Annotated in this window: 23 protein-coding genes and 1 pseudogene; 7 read left to right on the plus strand and 17 right to left on the minus strand. The window is 62.6% G+C overall.

Going from position 1 to position 21363, the window contains the following annotated elements; all coding sequences use genetic code 11:
• Positions 1–127: 127 nt before the first annotated feature.
• A complete protein-coding gene (locus tag DDA93_RS09605) occupies positions 128–1327 on the plus strand; it encodes an AI-2E family transporter (RefSeq protein ID WP_035747471.1) in 1200 nt (399 codons plus the stop codon).
• 36 nt (positions 1328–1363) lie between these two features.
• Here the strand turns inward: DDA93_RS09605 and DDA93_RS09610 are convergent, their stop codons facing one another.
• Together DDA93_RS09610 and DDA93_RS09615 are read right to left on the minus strand one after the other, a co-directional pair.
• Positions 1364–2155 carry a hypothetical protein gene (locus DDA93_RS09610; RefSeq protein ID WP_019481189.1) on the minus strand — a complete coding sequence of 264 codons (792 nt, stop codon included), beginning with the start codon at positions 2153–2155 and terminating at the stop codon, positions 1364–1366.
• 32 nt (positions 2156–2187) lie between these two features.
• On the minus strand, positions 2188–2520 hold the full coding sequence (locus DDA93_RS09615) for a hypothetical protein (RefSeq protein WP_116778646.1): 333 nt from the start codon (positions 2518–2520) through the stop codon (positions 2188–2190).
• Between the two features lie 124 nt (positions 2521–2644).
• Between DDA93_RS09615 and nucS the strand changes: the two genes are divergently transcribed.
• Positions 2645–3340, plus strand: coding sequence for an endonuclease NucS (gene nucS, locus DDA93_RS09620; RefSeq protein WP_116778647.1), 696 nt, complete (start codon positions 2645–2647; stop codon positions 3338–3340).
• Here the strand turns inward: nucS and DDA93_RS09625 are convergent.
• On the minus strand, positions 3337–4353 hold the full coding sequence (locus tag DDA93_RS09625) for an NADPH:quinone reductase (protein WP_116778648.1): 1017 nt from the start codon (positions 4351–4353) through the stop codon (positions 3337–3339). The two genes, nucS and DDA93_RS09625, sit on opposite strands and share 4 nt — an antisense overlap.
• A gap of 87 nt (positions 4354–4440) precedes the next feature.
• On the opposite strand from DDA93_RS09625, the gene DDA93_RS09630 reads away from it, so the two are divergent.
• Both DDA93_RS09630 and DDA93_RS09635 read left to right on the plus strand, forming a co-directional pair.
• Positions 4441–5670, plus strand: coding sequence for an amidohydrolase family protein (locus DDA93_RS09630; protein ID WP_116778649.1), 1230 nt, complete (start codon positions 4441–4443; stop codon positions 5668–5670).
• A gap of 266 nt (positions 5671–5936) precedes the next feature.
• Positions 5937–6140 (plus strand): cold-shock protein, encoded by a 204-nt coding sequence (locus tag DDA93_RS09635; RefSeq protein WP_019481284.1) that lies wholly within the window; start codon positions 5937–5939, stop codon positions 6138–6140.
• 99 nt (positions 6141–6239) lie between these two features.
• On the opposite strand, the gene DDA93_RS09640 is transcribed toward DDA93_RS09635, so the two are convergent.
• From DDA93_RS09640 to DDA93_RS09700, 13 genes are all read right to left on the minus strand, one after another.
• Positions 6240–6671: a DUF2550 domain-containing protein gene (locus tag DDA93_RS09640; protein WP_019481285.1), complete on the minus strand. Its 432-nt coding sequence runs from the start codon at positions 6669–6671 to the stop codon at positions 6240–6242.
• Positions 6672–6682: 11 nt separating this feature from the next.
• Positions 6683–6967 carry a F0F1 ATP synthase subunit epsilon gene (locus DDA93_RS09645; RefSeq protein WP_019481286.1) on the minus strand — a complete coding sequence of 95 codons (285 nt, stop codon included), beginning with the start codon at positions 6965–6967 and terminating at the stop codon, positions 6683–6685.
• 5 nt (positions 6968–6972) lie between these two features.
• Positions 6973–8436, minus strand: a complete 1464-nt coding sequence (gene atpD / locus DDA93_RS09650) for a F0F1 ATP synthase subunit beta (RefSeq protein WP_019481287.1) — start codon at positions 8434–8436, stop codon at positions 6973–6975.
• An 85-nt stretch (positions 8437–8521) separates the two neighbouring features.
• Positions 8522–9415: a F0F1 ATP synthase subunit gamma gene (locus tag DDA93_RS09655; protein ID WP_019481288.1), complete on the minus strand. Its 894-nt coding sequence runs from the start codon at positions 9413–9415 to the stop codon at positions 8522–8524.
• Between the two features lie 90 nt (positions 9416–9505).
• Entirely contained in the window at positions 9506–11140 is a 1635-nt protein-coding gene (gene atpA, locus DDA93_RS09660) for a F0F1 ATP synthase subunit alpha (RefSeq protein WP_019481289.1), read from the minus strand.
• 100 nt (positions 11141–11240) lie between these two features.
• Positions 11241–12056, minus strand: coding sequence for a F0F1 ATP synthase subunit delta (locus DDA93_RS09665; protein ID WP_019481290.1), 816 nt, complete (start codon positions 12054–12056; stop codon positions 11241–11243).
• Positions 12056–12604 carry a F0F1 ATP synthase subunit B gene (locus DDA93_RS09670; protein WP_024475444.1) on the minus strand — a complete coding sequence of 183 codons (549 nt, stop codon included), beginning with the start codon at positions 12602–12604 and terminating at the stop codon, positions 12056–12058. Before DDA93_RS09670 ends, DDA93_RS09665 begins: the two co-directional genes overlap by 1 nt.
• A 50-nt stretch (positions 12605–12654) precedes the next feature.
• Positions 12655–12870: an ATP synthase F0 subunit C gene (locus DDA93_RS09675; protein ID WP_019481292.1), complete on the minus strand. Its 216-nt coding sequence runs from the start codon at positions 12868–12870 to the stop codon at positions 12655–12657.
• Positions 12871–12974: 104 nt separating this feature from the next.
• Entirely contained in the window at positions 12975–13796 is an 822-nt protein-coding gene (gene atpB / locus DDA93_RS09680) for a F0F1 ATP synthase subunit A (protein ID WP_019481293.1), read from the minus strand.
• An 85-nt stretch (positions 13797–13881) separates the two neighbouring features.
• The gene (locus DDA93_RS09685; protein WP_019481294.1) at positions 13882–14211 is read right to left on the minus strand and encodes a hypothetical protein; all 330 of its coding nucleotides are present in this window, start codon (positions 14209–14211) and stop codon (positions 13882–13884) included.
• On the minus strand, positions 14204–14707 hold the full coding sequence (locus DDA93_RS09690; RefSeq protein WP_024475446.1) for a hypothetical protein: 504 nt from the start codon (positions 14705–14707) through the stop codon (positions 14204–14206). The genes DDA93_RS09685 and DDA93_RS09690 overlap by 8 nt, the downstream gene beginning before the upstream one ends.
• Positions 14708–14834: 127 nt before the next feature.
• On the minus strand, positions 14835–15842 hold the full coding sequence (locus DDA93_RS09695) for a UDP-phosphate glycosyltransferase (protein WP_024475447.1): 1008 nt from the start codon (positions 15840–15842) through the stop codon (positions 14835–14837).
• Between the two features lies 1 nt (position 15843).
• Positions 15844–17673 (minus strand): nucleoside-diphosphate sugar epimerase/dehydratase, encoded by a 1830-nt coding sequence (locus tag DDA93_RS09700; protein ID WP_024475448.1) that lies wholly within the window; start codon positions 17671–17673, stop codon positions 15844–15846.
• A 168-nt stretch (positions 17674–17841) separates the two neighbouring features.
• Between DDA93_RS09700 and DDA93_RS09705 the strand changes: the two are divergent.
• The 3 genes and pseudogenes from DDA93_RS09705 to DDA93_RS09715 all read left to right on the plus strand — a co-directional run bounded on the left by DDA93_RS09705 (position 17842) and on the right by DDA93_RS09715 (position 20717).
• Positions 17842–18740: pseudogene (locus tag DDA93_RS09705) on the plus strand (glycosyltransferase).
• Position 18741: 1 nt separating this feature from the next.
• Positions 18742–19713, plus strand: coding sequence for a glycosyltransferase (locus DDA93_RS09710; RefSeq protein ID WP_165802607.1), 972 nt, complete (start codon positions 18742–18744; stop codon positions 19711–19713).
• Between the two features lie 2 nt (positions 19714–19715).
• The gene (locus DDA93_RS09715; RefSeq protein ID WP_116778651.1) at positions 19716–20717 is read left to right on the plus strand and encodes an NAD-dependent epimerase/dehydratase family protein; all 1002 of its coding nucleotides are present in this window, start codon (positions 19716–19718) and stop codon (positions 20715–20717) included.
• Here DDA93_RS09715 and DDA93_RS09720 read toward each other — a convergent pair.
• The gene (locus tag DDA93_RS09720; RefSeq protein WP_024477038.1) at positions 20605–21363 is read right to left on the minus strand and encodes an L-threonylcarbamoyladenylate synthase; all 759 of its coding nucleotides are present in this window, start codon (positions 21361–21363) and stop codon (positions 20605–20607) included. The genes DDA93_RS09715 and DDA93_RS09720 overlap by 113 nt on opposite strands.

Raw genomic sequence — 21363 nt, forward strand, 5'->3', positions numbered from 1 at the left:
AGCAGAATGAACCGTGAGTGATCATCAGGATGTTCCGGCGGGCGAGCCGCTCCCCCGTCCCGCCGCCTCAGTTGACGGGCAGGGCGGTGCACCAGCGGCTTCCGCTGCCAGCCCATCCCACCGCAGCATGATCAGGGCAATTTTTCGCGGGCTCCGCCGGCCTATTCCTGGCGCCCAGCCGCGGCTTCGGTTCGAGTTCCCGCCCGAGCGGATCCCCGCGCCGGTGCCTACCGACGACGACGTCTCACTCGGTGACGACCGGCTGAAGTTCGGAAACGCCCAGCCCCAGTCCATGCGTCATCACCCGATTCACTTCGGTTTCATGGGGACGGTGGGCGTGGGGCTGGCTCTGCTCGCCTACTTCATGATCACCAACGTGGGCCAACTGCTGCTGTGGATTGGCGCGGCAATGTTCATTGCACTGGGGCTCGACCCCATTGTCCGGTGGCTGGAAAAGAAGAAGGTTCCCCGCCCGGCAGGGATTGCGGTGGCGCTGTTGCTGCTTGCCGGCATCATCGCGGCCTTCTTTGCCACCCTGATTCCCACCATCGTGAACCAGACCAGCCAGTTTGTGGATCGGGCGCCCGGTTTCGTTGATGATTTCCTCAACTCCGAGTTCTTCCAGACTGTCGATGAACAGTTCCAGGTCCGGGAACGTGTCACCGAGGAAGTCAACAACTTCTTCAACGACTCGGATGCGGTAGGCGGCATCTTCGGCGGTGTGCTGGGCGTTGGCACCGTCATTATCAACAGCCTGTTCGGTACCCTCATTGTCCTGGTCCTGACCCTCTATTTCCTGTCCTCGCTGCCCGCAATGAAGAAGTGGGCGTACCGGTTGGCGCCGCGCTCACGCCGCCCCCGGGTGGAGTCGCTGGCGGAGGAGATCACCAGCAGCGTCGGCAACTACGTGATTGGGCAGGCCTGTGTGGCCATCCTCAACGCGACCTTCGCCTTCGTTTTCATGACGATCGCGCAGGTGCCCTTTTCGGTCCTCCTGGCCTTCGTCGTCGCGCTGCTGGCCTTCATCCCCCTGGTGGGCGCCCTGATTGCGGCAGTGATCGTGACGGCGGTCGCGATGACTGCCGGCTGGCAGACGGCGCTGCTCTTCGCGGTGCTGTACCTCGCCTACCTGCAGGTCGAGGCATACTTCATCTCGCCGCGGATCATGCAGCGCGCCGTGGCGGTACCCGGTTCGGTTGCAGTCATCGCCGTTATTGCCGGCGGAAGCCTCCTGGGTGTGCTGGGCGCGCTGATTGCCATTCCGACAGCCGCAGCGGTGATGCTGCTGCTCAAGGAGGTCTTTATCGCCCGCCAGGACAGTCAGTAAGCCAGGACAGTCAGGACGCTGTGTCAGGACGCTGTGTCAGGACGCTGTGGCTGCGGCTCCGGTCCAGGTAGTGGGCAGTGACTGCGATGCCCCGGGCAGCACGGTGTCGGTGATTTCATCCAGGACCCGGGCGGCGTACTTCTCCCCCACCCACAGGTGCTTGGCGCCGTCGACGCCGATTACCTCGGCCTGGGGGATCCGGGCGAACCGCTCGGTCGCTGCCGCTGGCTGCAGGTAATCGTCGTGCTCGGGGACCAGCACCTTGAGCGGCAGGCCGGACGCGGCCCATGCCTCAAGATCTTCTTCCCCAGCACGATGCAGTGGGGGCGACAACAGCACCGCCCCCTGGATCAGCGGGGCGATCGGATCAAGGGCACCGTACTTCAGGCACAGCTCGGTGCCGAAGGACCAGCCCACCAGCCAGATGTTGCCTGGGCTATGCTCCGCCGCCCAGGCGACGGCGGCCTCAATGTCGGCGCGCTCGGCAACCCCACCATCGAACTCGCCTTCGCTGCAGCCCCGCGGCGAGCACGTGCCACGGGTGTTGAACCGCAGCACCGCAATGTCCGCGAGTGCCGGAAGCCTGAAGGAGGCCTTGCGGAAAACGTGGGAGTCCATGAACCCACCTGCAGTCGGCAGCGGATGCATCATCACCAAAGTGGCACGGGCCGGCCTGTCCGCTGGCTCAGCGAATTCGCCCACCAGGCGTAGTCCGTCGGTGGTGCGCAGTTCGATCTCGGTGCGCCGCGCCGGGAGGACCGTTGACGCCCTGATATCCATGGGTCCGTCGGACTCGGTGAACTCATAACTGGTTACGGTGGAAGTCATCGTTTCAGTCTAGGGGAACTGCAGTGGGCGGTTCAGTACCGGTAGCTGCGGGTCCGCCAGCAGTTGACGTGCCAGTGCCTCCGGCCAGCGAGCCCGGCCGCTGCACCAAACAGGGAGTCCTCCTGCCAGACCACCAGGTGCGCAAGACCGGGTGGGATCACCCGGTGGCACCCGGGACAGACATAGTCCTTGGCCGCGTTGCGCTCGGTGATCCGCCGGACGGACCATTCGCCGTCGGGAGCGCTTTCCCGGGTCGGTATCCCCGCCCGCGCACGCTCCAGGTCGATTTCCGGCACCGGTGCTGCCTTCCTCCCGGGCTGCGCTGACGGCTTCCCGGGACGGCGAGGGCGGTTGGAGCGGGGCATAGGTCAAGTCTGCCTGACGAATCGCCGACCCGGGCACAACCGGCGTCCGGTGGGGCGGGGTCCAGCCGCGTCCTGTGGGACGATTTAGGTACTCCCCACCACACAAGTTCCCTGGAAGGCTTTCGTGCGTTTAGTCATAGCCCAGTGCTCAGTCGATTACATCGGGCGCCTCCGCGCCCATTTGCCCCTCGCCACCCGGCTGCTGATGGTGAAGGCCGATGGGTCGGTGTTGGTGCATTCCGATGGTGGTTCCTATAAGCCGCTCAACTGGATGAGCCCGCCAGCCTCGCTGCGGATCTCCACTCCCGAGGAGGCCGACACTGAACTGGGCATCACCGAGGTGTGGAACGTTCAGCATGCCAAGAGCGATGACCGGCTGGTCATTAACATCCACGAACTGTTCCATGAGTCTTCCCATGATCTGGGTGTTGACCCCGGGCTGGTCAAGGACGGAGTCGAAGCGGACCTCCAACGGCTCCTCGCCGAACAGATCCACCTGGCCGGAACTGGTTTCACCCTGATCCGCAGGGAGTACATGACCGCCATCGGACCGGTTGACATCCTGGCCCGTGATGCTGCCGGTGCCACAGTAGCCATCGAGCTCAAGCGCCGCGGCGACATTGACGGCGTCGAGCAACTGACCCGCTACCTTGAGCTCCTCAACCGGGACCCCCTGATGGCACCGGTCCGAGGGATCTTCGCTGCCCAACAGATCAAGCCGCAGGCCCGGGTCCTCGCACTGGACCGGGGTATCGACTGCCTGGTACTCGACTACGACATGATGCGTGGCGTCGACGACGTCGAGTCGCGCCTCTTCTAGGCCTCGGCCACGCGGATCAGCACCTTGCCGGTGACACCATTCTCGACGGCGTCGTGTGCGGCGGCCGTGTCCTCAAGGGCGAACCAGGTGATGGGAAGCCCTGCGGACTCTCCAACGGGCAGCGCGCCCGCGCGGAGGGCAACGGTGATATCCTCTGCGGCTGCGTGGAGCGCCCCGGTTCCCACCGTGTAGAGGAGCAGCCCCTGCCACCGAACGTTTTTCGCGAAGCTCGGGACGATCGGAGCCGTGAAACTATCCCCGTTGTTATTCGCGTAGTAGGCGATGCTGCCGTGGTTGGCGATGACCTCGACGTCAAGCAGGGCGTTCTGACCGGGAGCAACCTCGACCACGTGATCGACGCCGTCGGGAGCGATGTCGAGGATACGGTCGGCAATCGAGTCATCCGGGTAGCGCACCACGTGCTGGGCCCCAGCGGCGCGGGCCAGCCCGGCTTTCGCTTCGCTGCTGACCGTCGCAATGACCGTTGCACCAGCCCAGACCGCAAGCTGAATCGCTGCGTGACCAACAGCCCCGGCACCCCCCTGGACAAGGACGATCCGGCCAGCCAGGGCCTCCGGTGCAAGCCGGGCCGGACCGTTCTCATGAACTGTCAGTGCACGGTGAGCCGTCATCGCCGGAACGCCCAGGCTGGCGGCGACCTCGAAGCTGACGCCTTCAGGAAGCTGAACAACACGGTCTGCCGGGAGCACGGCGAATTCCTGGGCGGTTCCGGTCGGGCGGCCGTGGGCAGCAAGGTAGATCCACACCCGGTCGCCGGCCTTCAGAGCGGTGACTCCCTCGCCGACGGCGTCGACCAGGCCGGCGCCGTCCTGGTTCGGAACCACCTCGGGGAAGGCGAGATCACCGGCGGCGCGGGCCTTCCAGTCGGTCGGGTTGACGCCGGAGGCAACAACCCGAACCCGTACCTCGCCGGGACCGGGTGCGGAGACCTCACGGTCAGCGAGGGAGAGAACTGAGGATGCTCCAGTGCTGGAGTAGACGATTGCTTTCATGGCTGATGGAACAGGGAAGTCCAGCCCCCTATTCCCCGACCCTGCTGTGCCCAGGCCATATGGGTCCGCTGCACATAGAATCGGGGTATGGCCAGCAGCGAAAATTCAGGAACTTCACCCGTGAACTACCTCCGCGGACGCATCGCCACTGAGTCGGGCATCATTGATGACGGTGTCCTCGCCTACGACGGCGACCGCATCGCTTACGCCGGACCAGCGGCTGGGTTCCGCGGCGGCGACACTGAGCCCGAGCGGACCTTCCCACCAGGAAGCCTCGTTCTCCCCGGCCTCGTCGATACCCACTGCCATGGCGCCAACGGTGGAGACTTCACCAGCGGCGATGCAACCCAGGCCCGGATGGCGATTGACTTCCTGCAACGGAGCGGAACCACAACATCCCTCGCCAGTACGATGACGGCGCCCCCCGCCGACCTGTTGAGGGCACTCTCAGTTCTTGCGGAGCTGGCCGAAGAGGGTTTGATCGCCGGTATCCATGCCGAAGGCCCGTTTGTCTCCACGGTTCGCTGCGGCGCCCAGAATCCCGACCACATTGTCGCCCCCACCCCGGAGTATGTGGCGGCGCTGATCGATGCGGCTCGGGGGCGGATGAAGACGATGACCTATGCCCCGGAGCTTCCCGGCGCGGACGCCCTGATCGATGAGCTGACCACCCACGGCATCACCCCCTCGCTCGGGCACACCGACTGCGATACCTCAACCGCAGCCGCTTCCCTCGCACTGGCATGGGAGGAGATGGACTCCACTGGATTCGACGGGTACACCGGACGCCCCACCGTCACCCACCTTTTCAACGGAATGCCGCCCCTGCATCACCGCTCCCCCGGGCCGGTTGCCGCCTGCCTGAGGATCGCGAAGGCGGGCAACGCCGTCGTCGAGCTGATCGCCGACAACGCCCACCTCGACCCTCAGACCGTGCTCACCGTCTTCGAACTGGTTGGCGCCGAAAACATCACTTTGGTCACCGACTCCATGGCGGCCACCGGGCTCCCCGACGGCGCGTATCACCTCGGATCGTCGGCGGTCACGGTCACCGATGGTGTTGCCACCCTTGACCGCACCGGATCCCTCGCTGGTGGCACCGCAGTGCTCCTCGATGTGGTGCGCCGGACCGTCGCCGCCGGGGTACCACTCCTCGACGCCATTACGTCGGCGACAGTCGTACCGGCCAATGTGCTCGGTCTTGCCGATGAGCTCGGCAGCCTTCGCCTCGGGCTGCGGGCGGACGCAGTGGTGGTCTCCCCCGACCTGCACCTGCTGGCGGTGCTTCGCGAAGGCGTCTGGCTCGCTCCGCTCTAGGCCATCGGACCAATACTTTTGCTCGGTTCGAGACAATAAATTTACCGAACAATGGTTGAAATTCCGTTGACCAGCACTAGCCGTTATGTGATGCTTATTCCAGTCTTTGTGTACGTGTTTTAGCATGCTCGCAAGACAATGTTGCGAGCGTGTGACATCCGAAACGGAACCGTGTATCTCGGGTGCCGATAGGTTGTTTCCGTGAAGTGACTCCGGGTTCACATGCAGTGTGTGGGTCAGAACATTTCATTATGGAGGAGAAACAAATGGCACAGGGAACTGTGAAATGGTTCAACGCTGAAAAGGGCTTCGGCTTCATCACCCCGGATGACTCCGACGGCGATGTCTTCGTACATTACTCGGAGATCCAGACCGGTGGCTTCAAGACCCTCGACGAGAACCAGCGTGTTCAGTTCGAAATCGGTCAGGGCGCCAAGGGCCCCCAGGCTACCGGGGTTACCGCCCTCTAGCGACAAAGCTGTCCGCTAGACAGCAAGTGCTTTAAACACTGGGGACTCCACGCAGCTGCGTGGAGGTCCCCAGAGGTTAAACGCTGTTCAAAGGAAGCGCTAGCGCCAGGTACCGATCCCGACAACCGGTCCCGCTTCAAGCCAGGATGACAGTCCGGCGTATACATCGAACTTCATGGCCAACAGCAATTCCTGACCCTCATAGTCCAGACATACCACCACCGCCCCGGGCTGAATCCTTCTCTTTTCAGCCTCGGTTGGCTGTCGCCATCCCTTGAGCTCCAGGGAACTGCGCAGGTAGCGGTAGCGGGGCCGCGGGCTCAGGGACGCCATCCTGAGCCATTCCAGGTGACGGTCCGTATAACGACAAACCCCCATCCGCCATCCCTCGGGAGGGAAGCAGATGGAGGCGTCGAAGGTGCCTAGCGCCCCGCGGAGCTGTAGACGTCGCAGACCGAAGGCCAGAATGGCAAGCACCAGCAGCAGGAACACCGCTGCGAGCGTGATGAACGCTATACCGAGACCGTCCATCGCCGAATCTGTCAGCGAGTCTCCGCGGACACTGGGCCGCCGATCTTCGCGTTGTCGGCCACGATTACTACCCGGTTGCTGTCGACGGAGAAGAAACCACCGTCAACCGAAACCAGCAGTCGTTCGCCGGAGACAGGTTCAATTGCCATTTCGCCTTCAGCCAGGATGGCGAGCATCGGAGCGTGCCCAGGCAGGATGCCAATCTCGCCATCGCTGGTGCGCGCCCTGACCATGGTCGCCGCGCCGGACCACACAAAGTGATCCGCCGCGACGATTTCTACTTCGAGTTCAGCCATGAGAGCTACTTTCCGGTCTGCTCTTGGATCTTGGCCCACTGGCGCTCGACGTCGTCAAGACCGCCAATGTTGAAGAACGCCTGCTCAGCAATGTGGTCAAGGTCGCCGTTGGCGATGGCGTTGAAGCCTTCGATGGTGTCCTTGATGCTGACGGTGGAACCCTCAACACCGGTGAACTGCTTCGCCGTGTAGGTGTTCTGCGACAGGAACTGCTGGATACGGCGGGCCCGGGAGACAACAATCTTGTCTTCCTCGGACAGTTCGTCAACCCCGAGGATAGCGATGATGTCCTGCAGTTCCTTGTTCTTCTGAAGGATCTGCTTGACGCGCACCGCAGTGTTGTAGTGATCGTGGCCAATGTACTGGGGATCGAGGATCCGCGAGGTCGATGTCAGCGGGTCGATCGCCGGGTACAGACCGCGGGACGCGATCTCACGCGACAGCTCGGTGGTCGCGTCGAGGTGCGCGAAGGTCGCAGCTGGTGCCGGGTCGGTGTAGTCATCCGCAGGCACGTACACGGCCTGCATCGACGTGATCGAGTGGCCCTTGGTTGAGGTGATGCGCTCCTGGAGGAGACCCATCTCGTCAGCAAGGTTTGGCTGGTAGCCCACCGCGGAAGGCATCCGGCCCAGCAGGGTCGACACCTCGGAACCGGCCTGGGTGAAGCGGAAGATGTTGTCAACAAACAACAGCACGTCCTGCTTCTGGACGTCCCTGAAGTACTCAGCCATGGTCAGGGCTGACAGGGCAACCCGGAGGCGCGTTCCTGGTGGCTCATCCATCTGGCCGAAGACCAGCGCGGTGTCCTTGAGGACCCCTGCTTCTTCCATTTCTACCCAGAGGTCGTTACCTTCACGGGTACGCTCGCCAACACCAGCGAACACCGACGTGCCACCGAAGTTACGGGCCACACGGGTAATCATTTCCTGGATCAGCACCGTCTTGCCAACACCGGCGCCACCGAAGAGGCCAATCTTGCCACCCTTGATGTACGGGGTGAGCAGGTCAATGCTCTTGATGCCGGTTTCCAACATCTCGGTGGAACCCTCAAGCTGGGCGAATGCCGGCGGCTTGCGGTGGATGGGCCACCGTTCGGTGATCTCCAGCTGAGACTCCTCGACGTCGAGGGGCTTGCCCAGAACGTTGAAGATGTGACCCTTGACGACGTCGCCAACAGGTACCGAGATGGCGCTGCCGGTGTCGTGGACAACGGTTCCCCGGACCAGACCGTCGGTGGCCTGGAGCGAGATTGCACGCACCAGGTTGTCACCGAGGTGCTGTGAGGTCTCGAAGGTGATCATGTGCGTCTCACCATTGAGAGTGATCTCAGTGGTCAGCGCGTTGTAGATTGCGGGAATGGCGTCAGCCGGGAACTCGACGTCGACAACCGGGCCAATGACACGGGCGATTCGACCTGTGCCGCCGGATGCAACTGAGTCACTACCGTGCTCAATAGTCTGGGCAGTCATCTCTCTCACTTCACTTACGTAGATGGCGTGGGGCTAAGTCTAACTAGGGTGGAGCAGGTTCTGGAACTGGTCGATCGGGGCGAAGTCAGGACGCGCTGAGCGCGTCCGCACCTGCCACAATCTCCGACAGTTCCTGGGTGATCTCCGCCTGGCGCGCAGTGTTGCGGAGCCGGGTGTACTTCTTGATGAGGTCCGTTGCGTTGTCGCCTGCGGACTTCATTGCCCGCTGACGGGCGGCGAGTTCGCTCGCTGCGGCCTGCAACAAGGCCGCGAAGATCCGCGACTCGATGTAGCGGGGAAGCAGTGCGTCCAGAACCATTTCGGGCTCCGGCTCGTACTCGTAGAGCGGCAACAGATCCGACTCGGACGCTGCTTCCTCTTCAACGACCTCAAGGGGAAGCAGGCGGATTACCGTAGGTTCCTGCAACACCATTGACTTGAAGCGGGTGTAAACCACGTGGATCTCGTCGACGCCGCCGTCGTCGAAGTCCGTACCGAACTCGGCGAGCAGTGCTTTGCCGATCTCGCGTGCCGTTTCGAAATCCGGCGCGTCAGTACCGCCGATCCACACGTTCTCGAATTTGCGGTCGCGGAAGTCGAAGTAGGCCTGCGCCTTCCGACCGACAAGGTAGGTTTTGACTTCCTTGCCTTCCTCCCGAAGCAGCTCGATCAGTGATTCGGCCTGCTTCAGCACGCTCGCTGAGTAGGATCCTGCGAGTCCGCGGTCCGAGGTCATCACGAGAACCGCCGATCGCCGAATCTGCTCCGGCTCGGTGGTAAGCGGGTGATCGATCTCTGACTGCGATGCCACTGCTGAGACGGCACGGGTGATCGCATTGGCGTAGGGCAGGGACGAGGATACTCGTGCCCTTGCTTTGCCGATGCGAGAAGTCGCGATCAGCTCCATCGCCTTGAAGATCTTCCTCATCGACGTGGTCGACGTGATCTTCTGGCGGTAGACCCGGATCTGGGCTCCCATACATGTCCTTTCCTTCGTAGTCCACCTGGGGATTACGGCTAAGGCCGGGGGTGGTGCCGGGGCGCTTGACGCACCCCCGCACCGGTTTCCCTAGCGCTTCTGCTTGACGATCTTCTCCTGGTCGACCTCGTCCTCGGAGAGGGCGCTGTACTCTTCGTGACCGGCTACCAGACCATCGTGGCCTTCGCCGAAGAATCCCTGCTTGAAGTCGTCGATCTGCTTCTTCAGCTCGTCAACGGTGGAGTCCTCAAGGAGGTTGGTCTCGGCCAGAGTGGTCAGGACCGACGACTTGTGCCGCAGGTGCTCGAGGAACTGGCCTTCGAACTTGCGGACGTCCTCAACCGGTACGTCGTCGAGGTAGCCGTTGGTGCCGGCCCAGATCGATACAACCTGATCCTCTACGGGGAACGGTGCATACTGGCCCTGCTTGAGCAGTTCCATCAGGCGCGCCCCACGGGTCAGCTGCTGACGCGATGCTGCATCCAGGTCCGAGGCGAACATGGCGAACGCCTGCATGTCCCGGTACTGCGCGAGGTCCAGCTTCAACGTGCCCGAGACCTTCTTCATGGCCTTGACCTGTGCTGAACCACCCACCCGTGACACCGAGACGCCGACATCCACTGCTGGACGCTGGTTGGCGTTGAAGAGGTCCGACTGCAGGAAGATCTGCCCATCGGTGATCGAGATGACGTTGGTCGGAATGAACGCCGAGACATCGTTGGCTTTGGTCTCGACGATCGGCAGACCGGTCATCGAACCCGCTCCGAGCTCGTCGGAGAGCTTCGCGCAACGCTCAAGCAGACGGGAGTGCAAGTAGAACACGTCGCCCGGGTAGGCTTCGCGTCCCGGTGGACGACGCAGCAACAGCGACACCGCGCGGTAGGCTTCAGCCTGCTTGGAAAGGTCATCGAAGATCACCAGTACGTGCTTGCCGGCATACATCCAGTGCTGGCCAATGGCCGAACCTGCATAGGGAGCCAGGTACTTGAAGCCTGAAGGATCGGAGGCAGGTGATGCAACGATCGTGGTGTACTCCAGGGCGCCCTTGTCTTCCAGGGTCTGGCGTACCGCAGCAATGGTGGAGGCCTTCTGTCCAATTGCGACGTAGATGCAGCGAACCTGCTTCTTGACATCGCCGGATTCCCAGTTGGCCTTCTGGTTGATGATGGTGTCTACCGCGATGGCGGTCTTACCGGTCTGGCGGTCACCGATGATCAGCTGGCGTTGGCCCCGGCCGATCGGGATCATGGCGTCGATCGCCTTGAGACCGGTCTGCATGGGTTCGTGCACCGACTTACGCTCGGTCACGCCGGGAGCCTGAAGCTCCAGTGCGCGGCGTGCTTCAGCCTTGATCTCGCCGAGATCGTCGATGGGCTGTCCCAAGGGGTCAACCACTCGGCCAAGGAAGGCGTCGCCCACTGGCACGGAGAGGATCTCCCCGGTGCGGTGGACTTCCTGGCCTTCTTCGATGCCGGTGAAATCACCGAGGACGACGACGCCGATTTCACGGGTGTCGAGGTTCTGGGCGAGGCCCAGAGTGCCATCTTCGAAACGCAGCAATTCATTGGCCATCACCGAAGGCAGACCCTCTACCTTGGCGATGCCATCGCTGGCGGTACTTACGCGGCCTACTTCAACGCGTTCGGCGTTGCCGGGCTCGTAGGATGCCGCAAACTCGTTCAACGCATTACGGACGTCTTCGGCGTTGATGGTCAATTCGGCCATCTGCAGTCCCTGCTCTCCTGTGTTGTGATCGCCGCTGCTTCACGGCGACCGGTGTGTGATTGAAGTCTGTTGTGTGTCTGAGATAGGACGGTTGCCCGGCCTACACCGCTAGCTTTCGCCGCAGTTCAGACAGCCTGGCGATTACCGTGGAGTCAACCACTTCATCGCCAACCTGGACGCGGACCCCGCCGATTAGCGACGGCTCCACTGTGACATTGGTCCTGAGCTCGCGACCGAACAGGGAATTGAGGCCCTGCTGCAACCGTGCGAACTGTTCATCGGTCAGCGGACGGGTAACGCTGACGTTCGCAATCCAGCGGTCGTGCCGTTTGGCCACGAGCTCTACGAACCGCTTCACCAAGTGAGTGGGCTTGATGCCGCGGGGCGCCTGAACTGCCTGACGCACCAACAGCTGCGCTTCGGCTCCGGCGTGTGGCACCAGTTTCAACGCGAGGTTTACCCTTGCGTCGACGGTTGCCTGCCGCTCGGACAGAGCGCGCTGCAATTCGTGGCTTGATTCAACGGTCCTGATGAAGTCGAAAAGGTCGTTTTCCAGACCCTCAAGACTCGTTGCACCATTGTCCCGGTTCTCCGCTACAGCAATTGCAGCGGTTGCGCCGAGGGTTTCCAGCGCGTCCCCGAGATCGCGGGCCACTGCCCAGCGCATGGAGACCAGATCCCTGACCACCGACGCTGTCTGCTCCGAGACCTTGCCAGCTACCAGGGTCGAAACCAGTGCGGCTTTATCCCTGCCTTCGCGGGAAGGATCGGTCAGCGCACGACGGAGACCGGCGTTGTTGTCGAGCATGTCGAGGACCCCGAAGAGTTCCTCGGCGAGCGACAGCGTTGCGCCGGGCAGACGGGTTTCCAGATCTTTGAGTGCCGTTGCCAGGGACTGGCTGGATACACCTGCCATTACTTCGATGCACCTGCGCTCTGAGTTTCGAGGTCGGCCAGGAAGCGATCGACTACCCGCGCGGACCGCTGATCATCAGAGAGCGACTCTCCGACGATGCGGCTGGCGAGGTCGGTTGCCAGCGTGCCAACTTCGGCGCGCAGTGACACAACAGCTGCCTGACGTTCTGCTTCAATCTGGACGTGTGCCTGCTCGGTGATACGAGCTGACTCAGCCCCGGCCTTTTCCTTCAGTTCCGCGAGGATCTGCGCACCTTCGGCGCGTGCTTCCTCACGGATGCGGTTGGCTTCAGTGCGTGCATCCACCAGCTGCTGCTTGTATTCGTCAAGCGCTGCGTTTGCTTCAGCCTGTGCTGCTTCAGCCTTGGCAATGCCACCTTCGATGGCTGCAGTCCGCTCTGCGAACGTCTTCTCAAACGCCGGCATCACGAACTTGATGACGATGAACATCAGCACCGCGAAGCCCACCAACGTAACGAGCAGTTCCCACAGATTCGGGACCAGAGGACTTGTGCCCTCTTCTGCCGCCATTATCGCTGCGTTAAGCATGTTTCACCCGTCTTTCTTTAGCTAGTCTATGGACCGTAGCGGACGCGTAATTACGCGCCGATAACGAACGCGAAGACCAAGCCGAGGATGGCGAGTGCTTCAGTCAATGCCAGTCCGAGGAAGGCGATGGGCTGGAGGACCCGCTGGGCTTCTGGCTGACGCGCTACACCGTTGATGTATGCGGCGAAGACGAGTCCTACACCGATACCACCACCAATTGCGGAGAGACCGTATCCAACGAGGTTGAGGCTACCCTGTACTTCCATTGTGTTCCTTTCAAGATGCCGCTTGCTGCGACAGGTTGTTTGGGATCATCCCCGACGGGGAAGTCTGTATGTGTTAGTCGTGAAATTTAGGCTAGTCGTGAGGACTAGTGAGCGTCGGCGTGGAGTGCGCCTTCGATGTAGATGGCTGCCAGCAGTGTGAACACGTACGCCTGGAGGATCATGATCAGCACCTCAAGCATGTACATGGAGACAGCTCCCACCAGTACCAGAACGCTCGTACCCTGCAGCAGGATGTTTCCCGTCAGCACCATGTATTCAATGGCCGAACCGGCCAGGGTGATGATGAGGTGACCTGCCAGCATTGTGGCGAAGAGTCGGAGTGAGTGGGTCACCGGCCGGACGAGGAAGTTCGAGATGATCTCGATGGGTACCACGATCGGCAGGATGTACCAGGGAACTCCTGACGGGACAACTGCCAGTTTGAAGTAACGCAGTCCGTGCTTCTTGATACCAATGCCAACCCAGAGGAGGTAGAAAATCGCCGCAATGGCGTAGGCGCTACCTGGATGGGAAAAGCTCGGCAGCTGAAGGAACGGAATGGCGCCGAAAATATTGTTCACGAGGACAAAGAAGAATGCGGTGAAGAGCCACGGCACATACTTCATGAAGTCCTTGCCGCCGATAATGTCCTTACCGATGGAGTTCCTGACGAATCCGTAAGCGGACTCCCCCAGAAACTGCATTTTGCCGGGGACCAGCTTTCCCTTGCGGGAGGCAATGATGAAGAAGATGGCAATAAAGATGACTGACAGGATGATCATCAGCATCTGCTTGCCGAAGCCACCCTCGAACCAGACGCCGTATTCACCGCCCCACGGGAAAATATCCCGGTAGTGGGTGTCGTCAATTGTGGGGGCTATGAAACCCTCATCCGTTGTAGTGGCCGGGAGCGCAAGCGCGATCAACGCGTTTCCTCTCTGCAGTGTCCATCGTTGGGCAGGTTCTGATCGGGCATGGATTTACTGCTCCGACACATTAAGTTTTCGACATTCACTTAGGGTTCTCCCCAGCCTTCCCGCCACTGTCCCGCGGCGTCGAACCGGGATCAGCTGGTGTAGCGCGGGTGAGGTTATGCATATGGGAGAGGTAGAAACCCCCGACTGCACCCAAGAGACCTCCAACGAGCACTATCCATTGTGTTCCCAGGAGGTTGTCCAGCCCCCACCCTATCAAACTCCAGACGAGTATCCCGCCAATAATATAGCTAAAGACTGCTATCCCAGCGTTGTATCCACCCTCGCCGTAGGGGCCTCTGACGTCGTCGCTGGCGTCGGCTCGGGAGGCACCCTGCTGGGGGTCCTGAGGATGGGTTTCAGCCACGGTCGAACTCATTTCCTGGTACCGGCGCTGTCGGCGCGGGGTCGTTGTAGAGCTGGTGCCGGGCCTTGGAGAAGACGTAGAGCTCCACCGTCTGCCACAGGATCACAGTTCCCACCGCTCCCCCGAAGAACCAGTTCGCCTCAAGCCAGGGTGGAGTGCCGAACACGAAGAGGACAACCGCGAACCCGACGACCTTGATGGCATAGGTTACGGCGAAGATGCCGATCGCGCCTGAGGGGTTGTTGCGGCCGGCGAAGTGACCGACCGCGAGGCTGATGCCGAAGAAAGCGACGACGACCGCGAACCCGAACAGCGCGCTCAAGGCAGCGCCCGGGCCAGTGACGAAAGCCGCGACCGCAGCAGTCACAGCAATGGCTGAGGTAGTGACCAGAACGCATTTTTTCAGAATTCCCAACCACAGGGATCCCGAAGGATCAGCGGCGGGATGGGCAGTGCCTCGACGGGCACCGACGCCCGAGGCGTCAGGTGTGCTCATAGGGAATCCATCCGTAGATTCGATGTGAGGGAAGTCCCCGACTCAGGCCACGGGATGAATGCCGCGGACTGCGGTTCAATTCTACCGTACATAGAAATAGCTCCGTGCTGGCTGAAGAGGTGGGGACTTACGGTACGCGGGTGGCCCGCGCCCGTCCGGCAAAAATTCGTGGGGAATACAGATAAAGGGTCACTACTGCTGCGGCGAGAAGCGAGAAGGCGACCGCTCCGAGCGGCGATGCCGTCGCGGCAACAAATCCGGCGGCTCCGGTAAGCACCGATGCGCCGGTGACGACCAGCGCCGCCTGCACATGGGTCAGACCCACATCGGTGAGGCGTTGGTAGACATGCTCCCGGTGGGAGGCGTACCAACGGTCACCGGCCCGGACCCGGCGCAGGAACGTAGTAAAGGTGTCAGCGAGGTAGATCAGCACCGGCGAGAGCAGATACTCGAGGTACACGCCCGCGAGCAGGCCTGTCACCGCAATGGCTGCGATCGATGCGCCGAGCAGATAGCTCCCGACGTCGCCGAGGAAGACAAATCCCCTGCCCAGATTCCAGGGCAGGAACCCGGCGAATGCTGCCGCGACGACCAGGCCTGCGACGACCAGCCACAGCTGGCTGTTGAGGACCCCGGCCACGGCGTAGAACGCTCCGACTGCTACCCCGTGCAGGCCGGAGATCCCGTTGATTCCGTCCATAAAGTTGGCTGCGTTGACGTAGGCCGCCACCGCCAGTGCGCCGACGGGGACCCACCAGAAGCTTTGGCCAATGGTCCACGCCAGGGCTGCTGTGCCCAGCGCGCCGATCGCCAGCTGCAGCACCGCACGCACCTGGATCGAGATGCCGCGGTAGTCTTCGACCCAGCCGAGCAGCGCCGCTGCCGAAAGCATCCCCAGGATAATCAGGATCAGCGACCGGTCAACAGCTACCAGGCCGGTAACAAGAGAAAGGATCAGACCCGCCGCGATTCCCACCGCAACGGTGATACCCACCCCCCGAATGACCACTGTGGTGTGGGAGGAGCGTTCATTGGGGATGTCCAGCACGCCCAGCTTTTCCAGCAGGGGTTTGAGGACAAAAGGCAGCACTGCACTGAGCACTAGGGCGGCCCCGACCACCACCGCCAGCTGCACGCTATACACCTTCGATTCCGCCCTTGCGCTTCCAGTCGACCAGGTTCAGATGCACCGGGTCCAGTGTTGACACCGACGTGTGGGAAATCTTGGGATGCAGGGGCCGCGCGCCGTCTTCGCCGAACCCCACCAGTTCCTCATGCAGCTTCTCCCCCGGTCTCAGCCCGGTGAATACCACTTCGATGTCCTTCCCGGACATGGCAATCATTCGCTGGGCGACGTCGAGAATTTTGACTGCCTCGCCCATATCCAGAATGAGTACCTCGCCTGGGCGTCCGATCGCCCCGGCCTGGATGACCAGCTGACATGCCTCGGGGATGGTCATGAAAAAGCGGGTGACCTCCGGGTCAGTCACAGTGATCGGTCCACCGACCCTGATCTGCTCGGTAAAGAGGGGCAGCATCGAACCTCTGCTCCCAATGACATTTCCGAACCGGACTGACACGTAGCTGTTTGCGGTCTGGCTGGCCTGCCAGGCGGTGAGCTTCTCGGCGACCCGTTTGGAATGTCCGAGCACACTTGTGGGGTTCGCGGCTTTGTCGGTCGAGATGTTGACAAAGTGCTTCACCCCCGCTGCCTTGGCCGCATTGAGCACATTCTGCGTGCCCAGCACGTTGGTCTTCCAGGCTTCCTCCGGGTACTGCTCCAGCAGTGACACATGTTTGAGCGCTGCTGCGTGGAACACCACCTCGGGCCGACGCTCCTCGAAAATCCCGAGCAGCGTATCCGCGTCGCGGATATCGGCCAGTACCGTGTCTCTGCCGGTGAGCAGGCCGCGGCCCGTCATCGACAGTTGGGTGGTTTGCAGCCCGGTTTCGTCGCGGTCCAGCATGATCAGTTCGGCTGGGCTGAACTGCGCGAGCTGACGGCACAGTTCGGACCCGATAGACCCGCCCGCTCCGGTGACCAGAATCTTTTGCCCCGTGATGTAACCTGCCACCTCATCTGCATGGATGTCCACGGGCCGACGGCCGATCAGGTCTTCGACCGCAACTTCCCGGAAATCGGAGAATCCAGCACCGGATCCTCCGGTGGCCAGCATGTCGCGCAGCGGTGGGAGGACCAGAACCTTGATATTCATCCCAGCCACCAGATCCGACACCTTGCGCACCTGCGCCGCCTCGACATCAGCGAAGGCGATCACCAGGACTGAGGCGCGGGTGCGGGCGATGATACCGGGGAGGTCTTCCAGCCGACCCAGTACAGGCACCGTCGCCAGCCTGAGATGCTTCTTCGCCGGGTCGTCGTCGATCAGGCCCACCGGGAAATACGGGGATTCGCGGTCCTGGATCATCCGGCCGACAAGGGACCCGCCGAGGAACCCTGCGCCGTAGATCAGGGTCCGCTGTGCGTCTTCGCCGGGTTTGGCTTTGCTCTCCACGAACATGCGCTTGAGATAGCGGGTCGACGCCATGAACATGCAGGCGAAGGGGAAAGCAATGATGCCGATACTGCGGGGGATCTCAATAATGGAGAAGAACACCACACTGACCAGCAGGAGGATCACCGACACGATGACGGTCACGATGACCAGCAGCTTGGCTTCGTGGAAGCTGCCGAAGCTGTACCGGCCCCGGTACAGGGCAAAACTCAGGCCGACCGCGAGCTGGGCGACAAGCGCCACAGCGCAGAACACGACCACCCCGGTCATATTGATCTGGTTGATCAGCAGTTCATACCGAAGCACCAGGGCCAGAAGAATTGCGACAATCCAGGCGACTGAGTCGAAAAGATACTGTGACCAGAGCCAGATTGCTGGCTTCTCCGATCGGGGCGTGGTGCGGTGTCCGGACCCGTCCCGGGCTGGATCCACGCTGTCAGCGAGTTTCATGGTTCCTAACAACGGCTCGGCGAATGTTCAAACGTGCGCTGAGAGTCCTCACGGCAGAATCTCAGCCCGTGCTGGTGTAATAGACTCTCTCTACCCGAGAATACTAACCGCACTACCCGGCCCTGACCGCCTTCGAGGCGTGTTGTGAGTGGACCGGAAAGGACTGTTTTGCAGGATACCGTGGCCGTTGCGGCAGTGACTTTTGACCGCCCCGACGACCTCCGTACCCTCCTGCTGGCGTTGTCCCAACAGAGTGTGCCGCTCACATCGGTTGCATTGGTCGATTCCGGGACGCAGGATATCGAAGGCATTGCACGTGAATCCGATGCACCCGTGAACTACATCCGTTCCCTGAGCAACCTGGGCGGCGCCGGCGGTTTTTCCCTGGCGATCCTCTCCGCCATGGCCAGTGGTGCCGAGTGGGTCTGGATCATGGACGACGACGCCCACCCCGAGGACCCCGAGGCGCTTGGGACTCTATTGGCGGCCGCCAAAGCCGAGGGACTCGACGTCGTCGTGCCCCTGATCGTGGCACCCGGCGAACCGACCAGGCTGTCCTTCCCGTTCCGGGTGGCGGGGCGATCGGTGCATGACCGGGCCGAGGTCGAGAAGCTGGGGATCATCAAGGATGTTGGCCAGTTTTTCAATGGTGCGCTGATTCGAACTGACGTTTTTTTCAGGGTGGGGCTCCCCGACCTGCGACTGTTCATCCGCGGTGATGAGACTGACTTCATGCTGCGCCTTCGTCGGGCCGGGATCCCCTTCGGCACCGTGACGACAGTCGCCCTCAGCCATCCCCCCGGGTGGGCCGAGACGCAGCAGGTGCTCGGTGACCGGCTGCATGTCCTGGTGCCCGAGACCGCCTTCAAACGCTACTTCTATTACCGCAACCGCGGGTACCTCACCCGCCGGTATCTGCGGGTCAAATCGCTGGTCGCTGATGGGGTGGGTACCCGCTATATTTCCTGAAGCACCGCGACCTCCGAGGATTCGCTGAGTGGTTCAAGGCCTATTCCACCGGTGTCCGCGGGCGTGGCTTCGGGCCACCGTCGGATCAGGGCTACTGAGGTGGCTTCCTCCGCCACGGCGGTGACGGTGGTTGTCACCACCTTCAACCGCGCCGGTTACCTGCGCGTCCTGCTGGAAACGATCGCACGCCTGGATCCCGCACCGAGCAGCGTCATCGTCGTCAATAACGCGAGCACCGACAACACCGACGAGGTGATCGCATCCGCGAACCTTCCCATGCCGTTGATCCATCATCGGTTGCGGAAAAACGTTGGCGGGTCCGGTGGTTTCTCGGTTGGGGCTGAGCGGGCCCTCGCCGAGGGTGCCGAATGGCTGTGGCTGATGGACGACGACGTCGAAGCCCTGCCTGGTGCGATCGCCGCGTTTCAGCCCTGGATGGGAACCTATCGGTGCCTTCACGGCCGCCGCTACGACCACTCCGGCAAGCCGTTTTTCTGGCAGCACCACTTCAATGCGTTCCTTGGCGTGCACTTCCCGGTCCGCGGCAACGTGTTCAGGCACCGTCCGGTGTTCCACACCAATGTTGGGTGTTTCGAGGGGATGCTGGTGCACGCCGATGTGGTGCGCCGCGTTGGGCTACCGGATCCACGGTTTTTCCTCAACGGAGACGACACCACCTACGGTTGGCTGATCGCCCAGTCCGAACCGGTCGCCTATATCAATGAATATGTCCTGAAGAAGGCCAGACCGCAGAAGCAGATCGACCTTGGCGTGCGCCACCTGAATGATTCCAACGACCTGGGCCGCTACTGCGGCATGCGGAACCGTGGCCACCTGGCGCGGTACCTGCGCGTCAATGGCAGGTTCAACCGTTGGGGGTTTGGCCTGGGAACCCTCCTGACTGCGGCCAAGGAGGTGCTCCGGCTGGTGGCTGTCGAGCACTCCCTGTCCGGTCTCGCTCCCCTGTGGCGGGGCTGGATCGAATCGCGGGGTATCCTCAGGGACCCCGAGTGGCAGCCAATGCCGCCGGTCGACCCCGACCGAACCACCCACGCGAAGGAAACCCGCTGACCATGTCCTGGCTGATTCTCGGCGCCACCGGCTTTGTCGGATCGGCGATCCTGCAGGCCGCCGAGGCCGCGGGCCTCGACGTGGCTGGCGCTCCGGCGCCCAGACTCAGCAGCGAGGCGACGACGGTGGCCGAGCTTGCTGCCGAGGGATCCACCCATCCGACCCTCGCCGGGCTCACTGCCACGCTGGCAGGGGTTTCGGTGGTGGTGAACGCAGCAGGCCTGGCCGCACCCCGCAGCGGTGATACCCCCGAACTGCGTGGAGCGAATGCCCTGCTGCCAACAATCCTTGCGCAGGCCTGTGCAGCGGCCGGGGTCGATCGTCTAATCCACCTCAGCAGTGCTGCCGTCCAGGGGCAGCGGGACCAACTGGACGAGTCCCTGGACCTCGCCCCTTTTTCGGCCTATTCCCGGAGCAAGGCCCTCGGCGAGCAGGCTCTTCAGGCGGCGGCGTCCGCCTCACGCATTGTCATCGTCCGCGCCACCTCGGTTCAGGGTGCCAACCGGCCGACGACGACGGCGCTCGCCCGGTTGGCTGCCTCACCCCTGGCTTCCGTTGCAGCCCCTGGTACTGCCGCGACGCCGGTCACGTCCGTCGAATCACTGGCCGATTTTGTCGTCAAGGTGGGCACCTTTGAGGGACCGGTCCCGTTGGTCGTCCTCCAGCCGAGCGAGGGGATGTCCGTCCGCTCTGTCCTGGAGGCTGCGGGTGGTACGCCCATCGTGCTGCCGCGACGGCTGTGCCGCGTCCTGCTGCGCGCCGGCTACGCGGTATCGAAACTTGCCGGCGAACGGCTCCACGGCAGCCTGCGCCGGGTGGAGCTGATGTGGTTTGGCCAGGCCCAGGAGCCCGGTTGGGCGGCAGCCCAGGGCATCCGGGTCGAGCAACGTGTCAGCGGGGTGTTGGAGAGTGCGGCGTCCCGGCGTCGTCAGGGCCGGTCGGGCCGGCAGGGTCGCTCGGGCCGGCAGGGTCGCTCGGGCCGGCAGTCTCCGGCGAATCGGTAGCCTCAGCCGGGTCTTTGAGTGCCGGCACCACGACCTGTAGCTGGTCCAGGCTGATGCTGCCTGCACGGACCAGGCGCAGTTCATCACCCGTCGCATCAATGATGGTTGAGGCGGTGGCGCTGCGCGGGCCGCCCTCCAGATACACCTGGACGGAGCCCGCCAGCTGATCGAAGGCGTCCGCGGCGGTGGTTGCGGCCGGCGCTCCCGTGCGGTTGGCTGAGGAGACAGCCAGCGGACCTGTCAAGGCCAGCAGGTCCAGGACCACCCGATCATCGGGCACGCGCAGTGCCACGGTGCCGAGAGTGTCGCCCAGGTCCCAGGTCAGTGACGGCTGCGCGCGGAAGATCAGGGTCAGACCGCCGGGCCAGAATGCCTCGGCCAGCTTTCTCGCGTCCGGATGAATCTCGGCGGCAAGGCCATCCATCGTCTGTACGCGGGGAATCAGGACGGGGGGCGGCATGCTTCTCCCCCGCCCCTTGGACGCCAGCAAGGTGGCAACTGCCTGCGGCGAGAAGGCATCGGCGGCAATGCCATAGACGGTGTCGGTGGGCACCACCACACACTGGTTGGCCGCGATGGCGCGTTGGGCGTGGGCTAAACCGTCGCTGCGCTGGGCGGGGTCGGAGCAGTCATAGCTGGTGGTCAC

The organism is Arthrobacter sp. Bz4 (assembly GCF_003075455.1).
Taxonomy (GTDB): domain Bacteria; phylum Actinomycetota; class Actinomycetes; order Actinomycetales; family Micrococcaceae; genus Arthrobacter_D.

Excerpts from the sequence above, each read along its gene's own strand:
- DDA93_RS09635 (WP_019481284.1), top strand. The coding sequence starts at position 5,937 with ATGGCACAGGGAACTGTGAAATGGTTCAACGCTGAAAAGGGCTTCGGC.
- atpD (WP_019481287.1), bottom strand. The coding sequence starts at position 8,436 with ATGACTGCCCAGACTATTGAGCACGGTAGTGACTCAGTTGCATCCGGC.
- DDA93_RS09645 (WP_019481286.1), bottom strand. The coding sequence starts at position 6,967 with ATGGCTGAACTCGAAGTAGAAATCGTCGCGGCGGATCACTTTGTGTGG.
- DDA93_RS09640 (WP_019481285.1), bottom strand. The coding sequence starts at position 6,671 with ATGGACGGTCTCGGTATAGCGTTCATCACGCTCGCAGCGGTGTTCCTG.
- DDA93_RS09610 (WP_019481189.1), bottom strand. The coding sequence starts at position 2,155 with ATGACTTCCACCGTAACCAGTTATGAGTTCACCGAGTCCGACGGACCC.
- atpA (WP_019481289.1), bottom strand. The coding sequence starts at position 11,140 with ATGGCCGAATTGACCATCAACGCCGAAGACGTCCGTAATGCGTTGAAC.
- DDA93_RS09675 (WP_019481292.1), bottom strand. The coding sequence starts at position 12,870 with ATGGAAGTACAGGGTAGCCTCAACCTCGTTGGATACGGTCTCTCCGCA.
- DDA93_RS09655 (WP_019481288.1), bottom strand. The coding sequence starts at position 9,415 with ATGGGAGCCCAGATCCGGGTCTACCGCCAGAAGATCACGTCGACCACG.
- DDA93_RS09615 (WP_116778646.1), bottom strand. The coding sequence starts at position 2,520 with ATGCCCCGCTCCAACCGCCCTCGCCGTCCCGGGAAGCCGTCAGCGCAG.
- DDA93_RS09605 (WP_035747471.1), top strand. The coding sequence starts at position 128 with ATGATCAGGGCAATTTTTCGCGGGCTCCGCCGGCCTATTCCTGGCGCC.
- DDA93_RS09630 (WP_116778649.1), top strand. The coding sequence starts at position 4,441 with ATGGCCAGCAGCGAAAATTCAGGAACTTCACCCGTGAACTACCTCCGC.
- DDA93_RS09665 (WP_019481290.1), bottom strand. The coding sequence starts at position 12,056 with ATGGCAGGTGTATCCAGCCAGTCCCTGGCAACGGCACTCAAAGATCTG.
- DDA93_RS09690 (WP_024475446.1), bottom strand. The coding sequence starts at position 14,707 with ATGAGCACACCTGACGCCTCGGGCGTCGGTGCCCGTCGAGGCACTGCC.
- DDA93_RS09700 (WP_024475448.1), bottom strand. The coding sequence starts at position 17,673 with ATGAAACTCGCTGACAGCGTGGATCCAGCCCGGGACGGGTCCGGACAC.
- DDA93_RS09715 (WP_116778651.1), top strand. The coding sequence starts at position 19,716 with ATGTCCTGGCTGATTCTCGGCGCCACCGGCTTTGTCGGATCGGCGATC.
- DDA93_RS09670 (WP_024475444.1), bottom strand. The coding sequence starts at position 12,604 with ATGCTTAACGCAGCGATAATGGCGGCAGAAGAGGGCACAAGTCCTCTG.
- DDA93_RS09625 (WP_116778648.1), bottom strand. The coding sequence starts at position 4,353 with ATGAAAGCAATCGTCTACTCCAGCACTGGAGCATCCTCAGTTCTCTCC.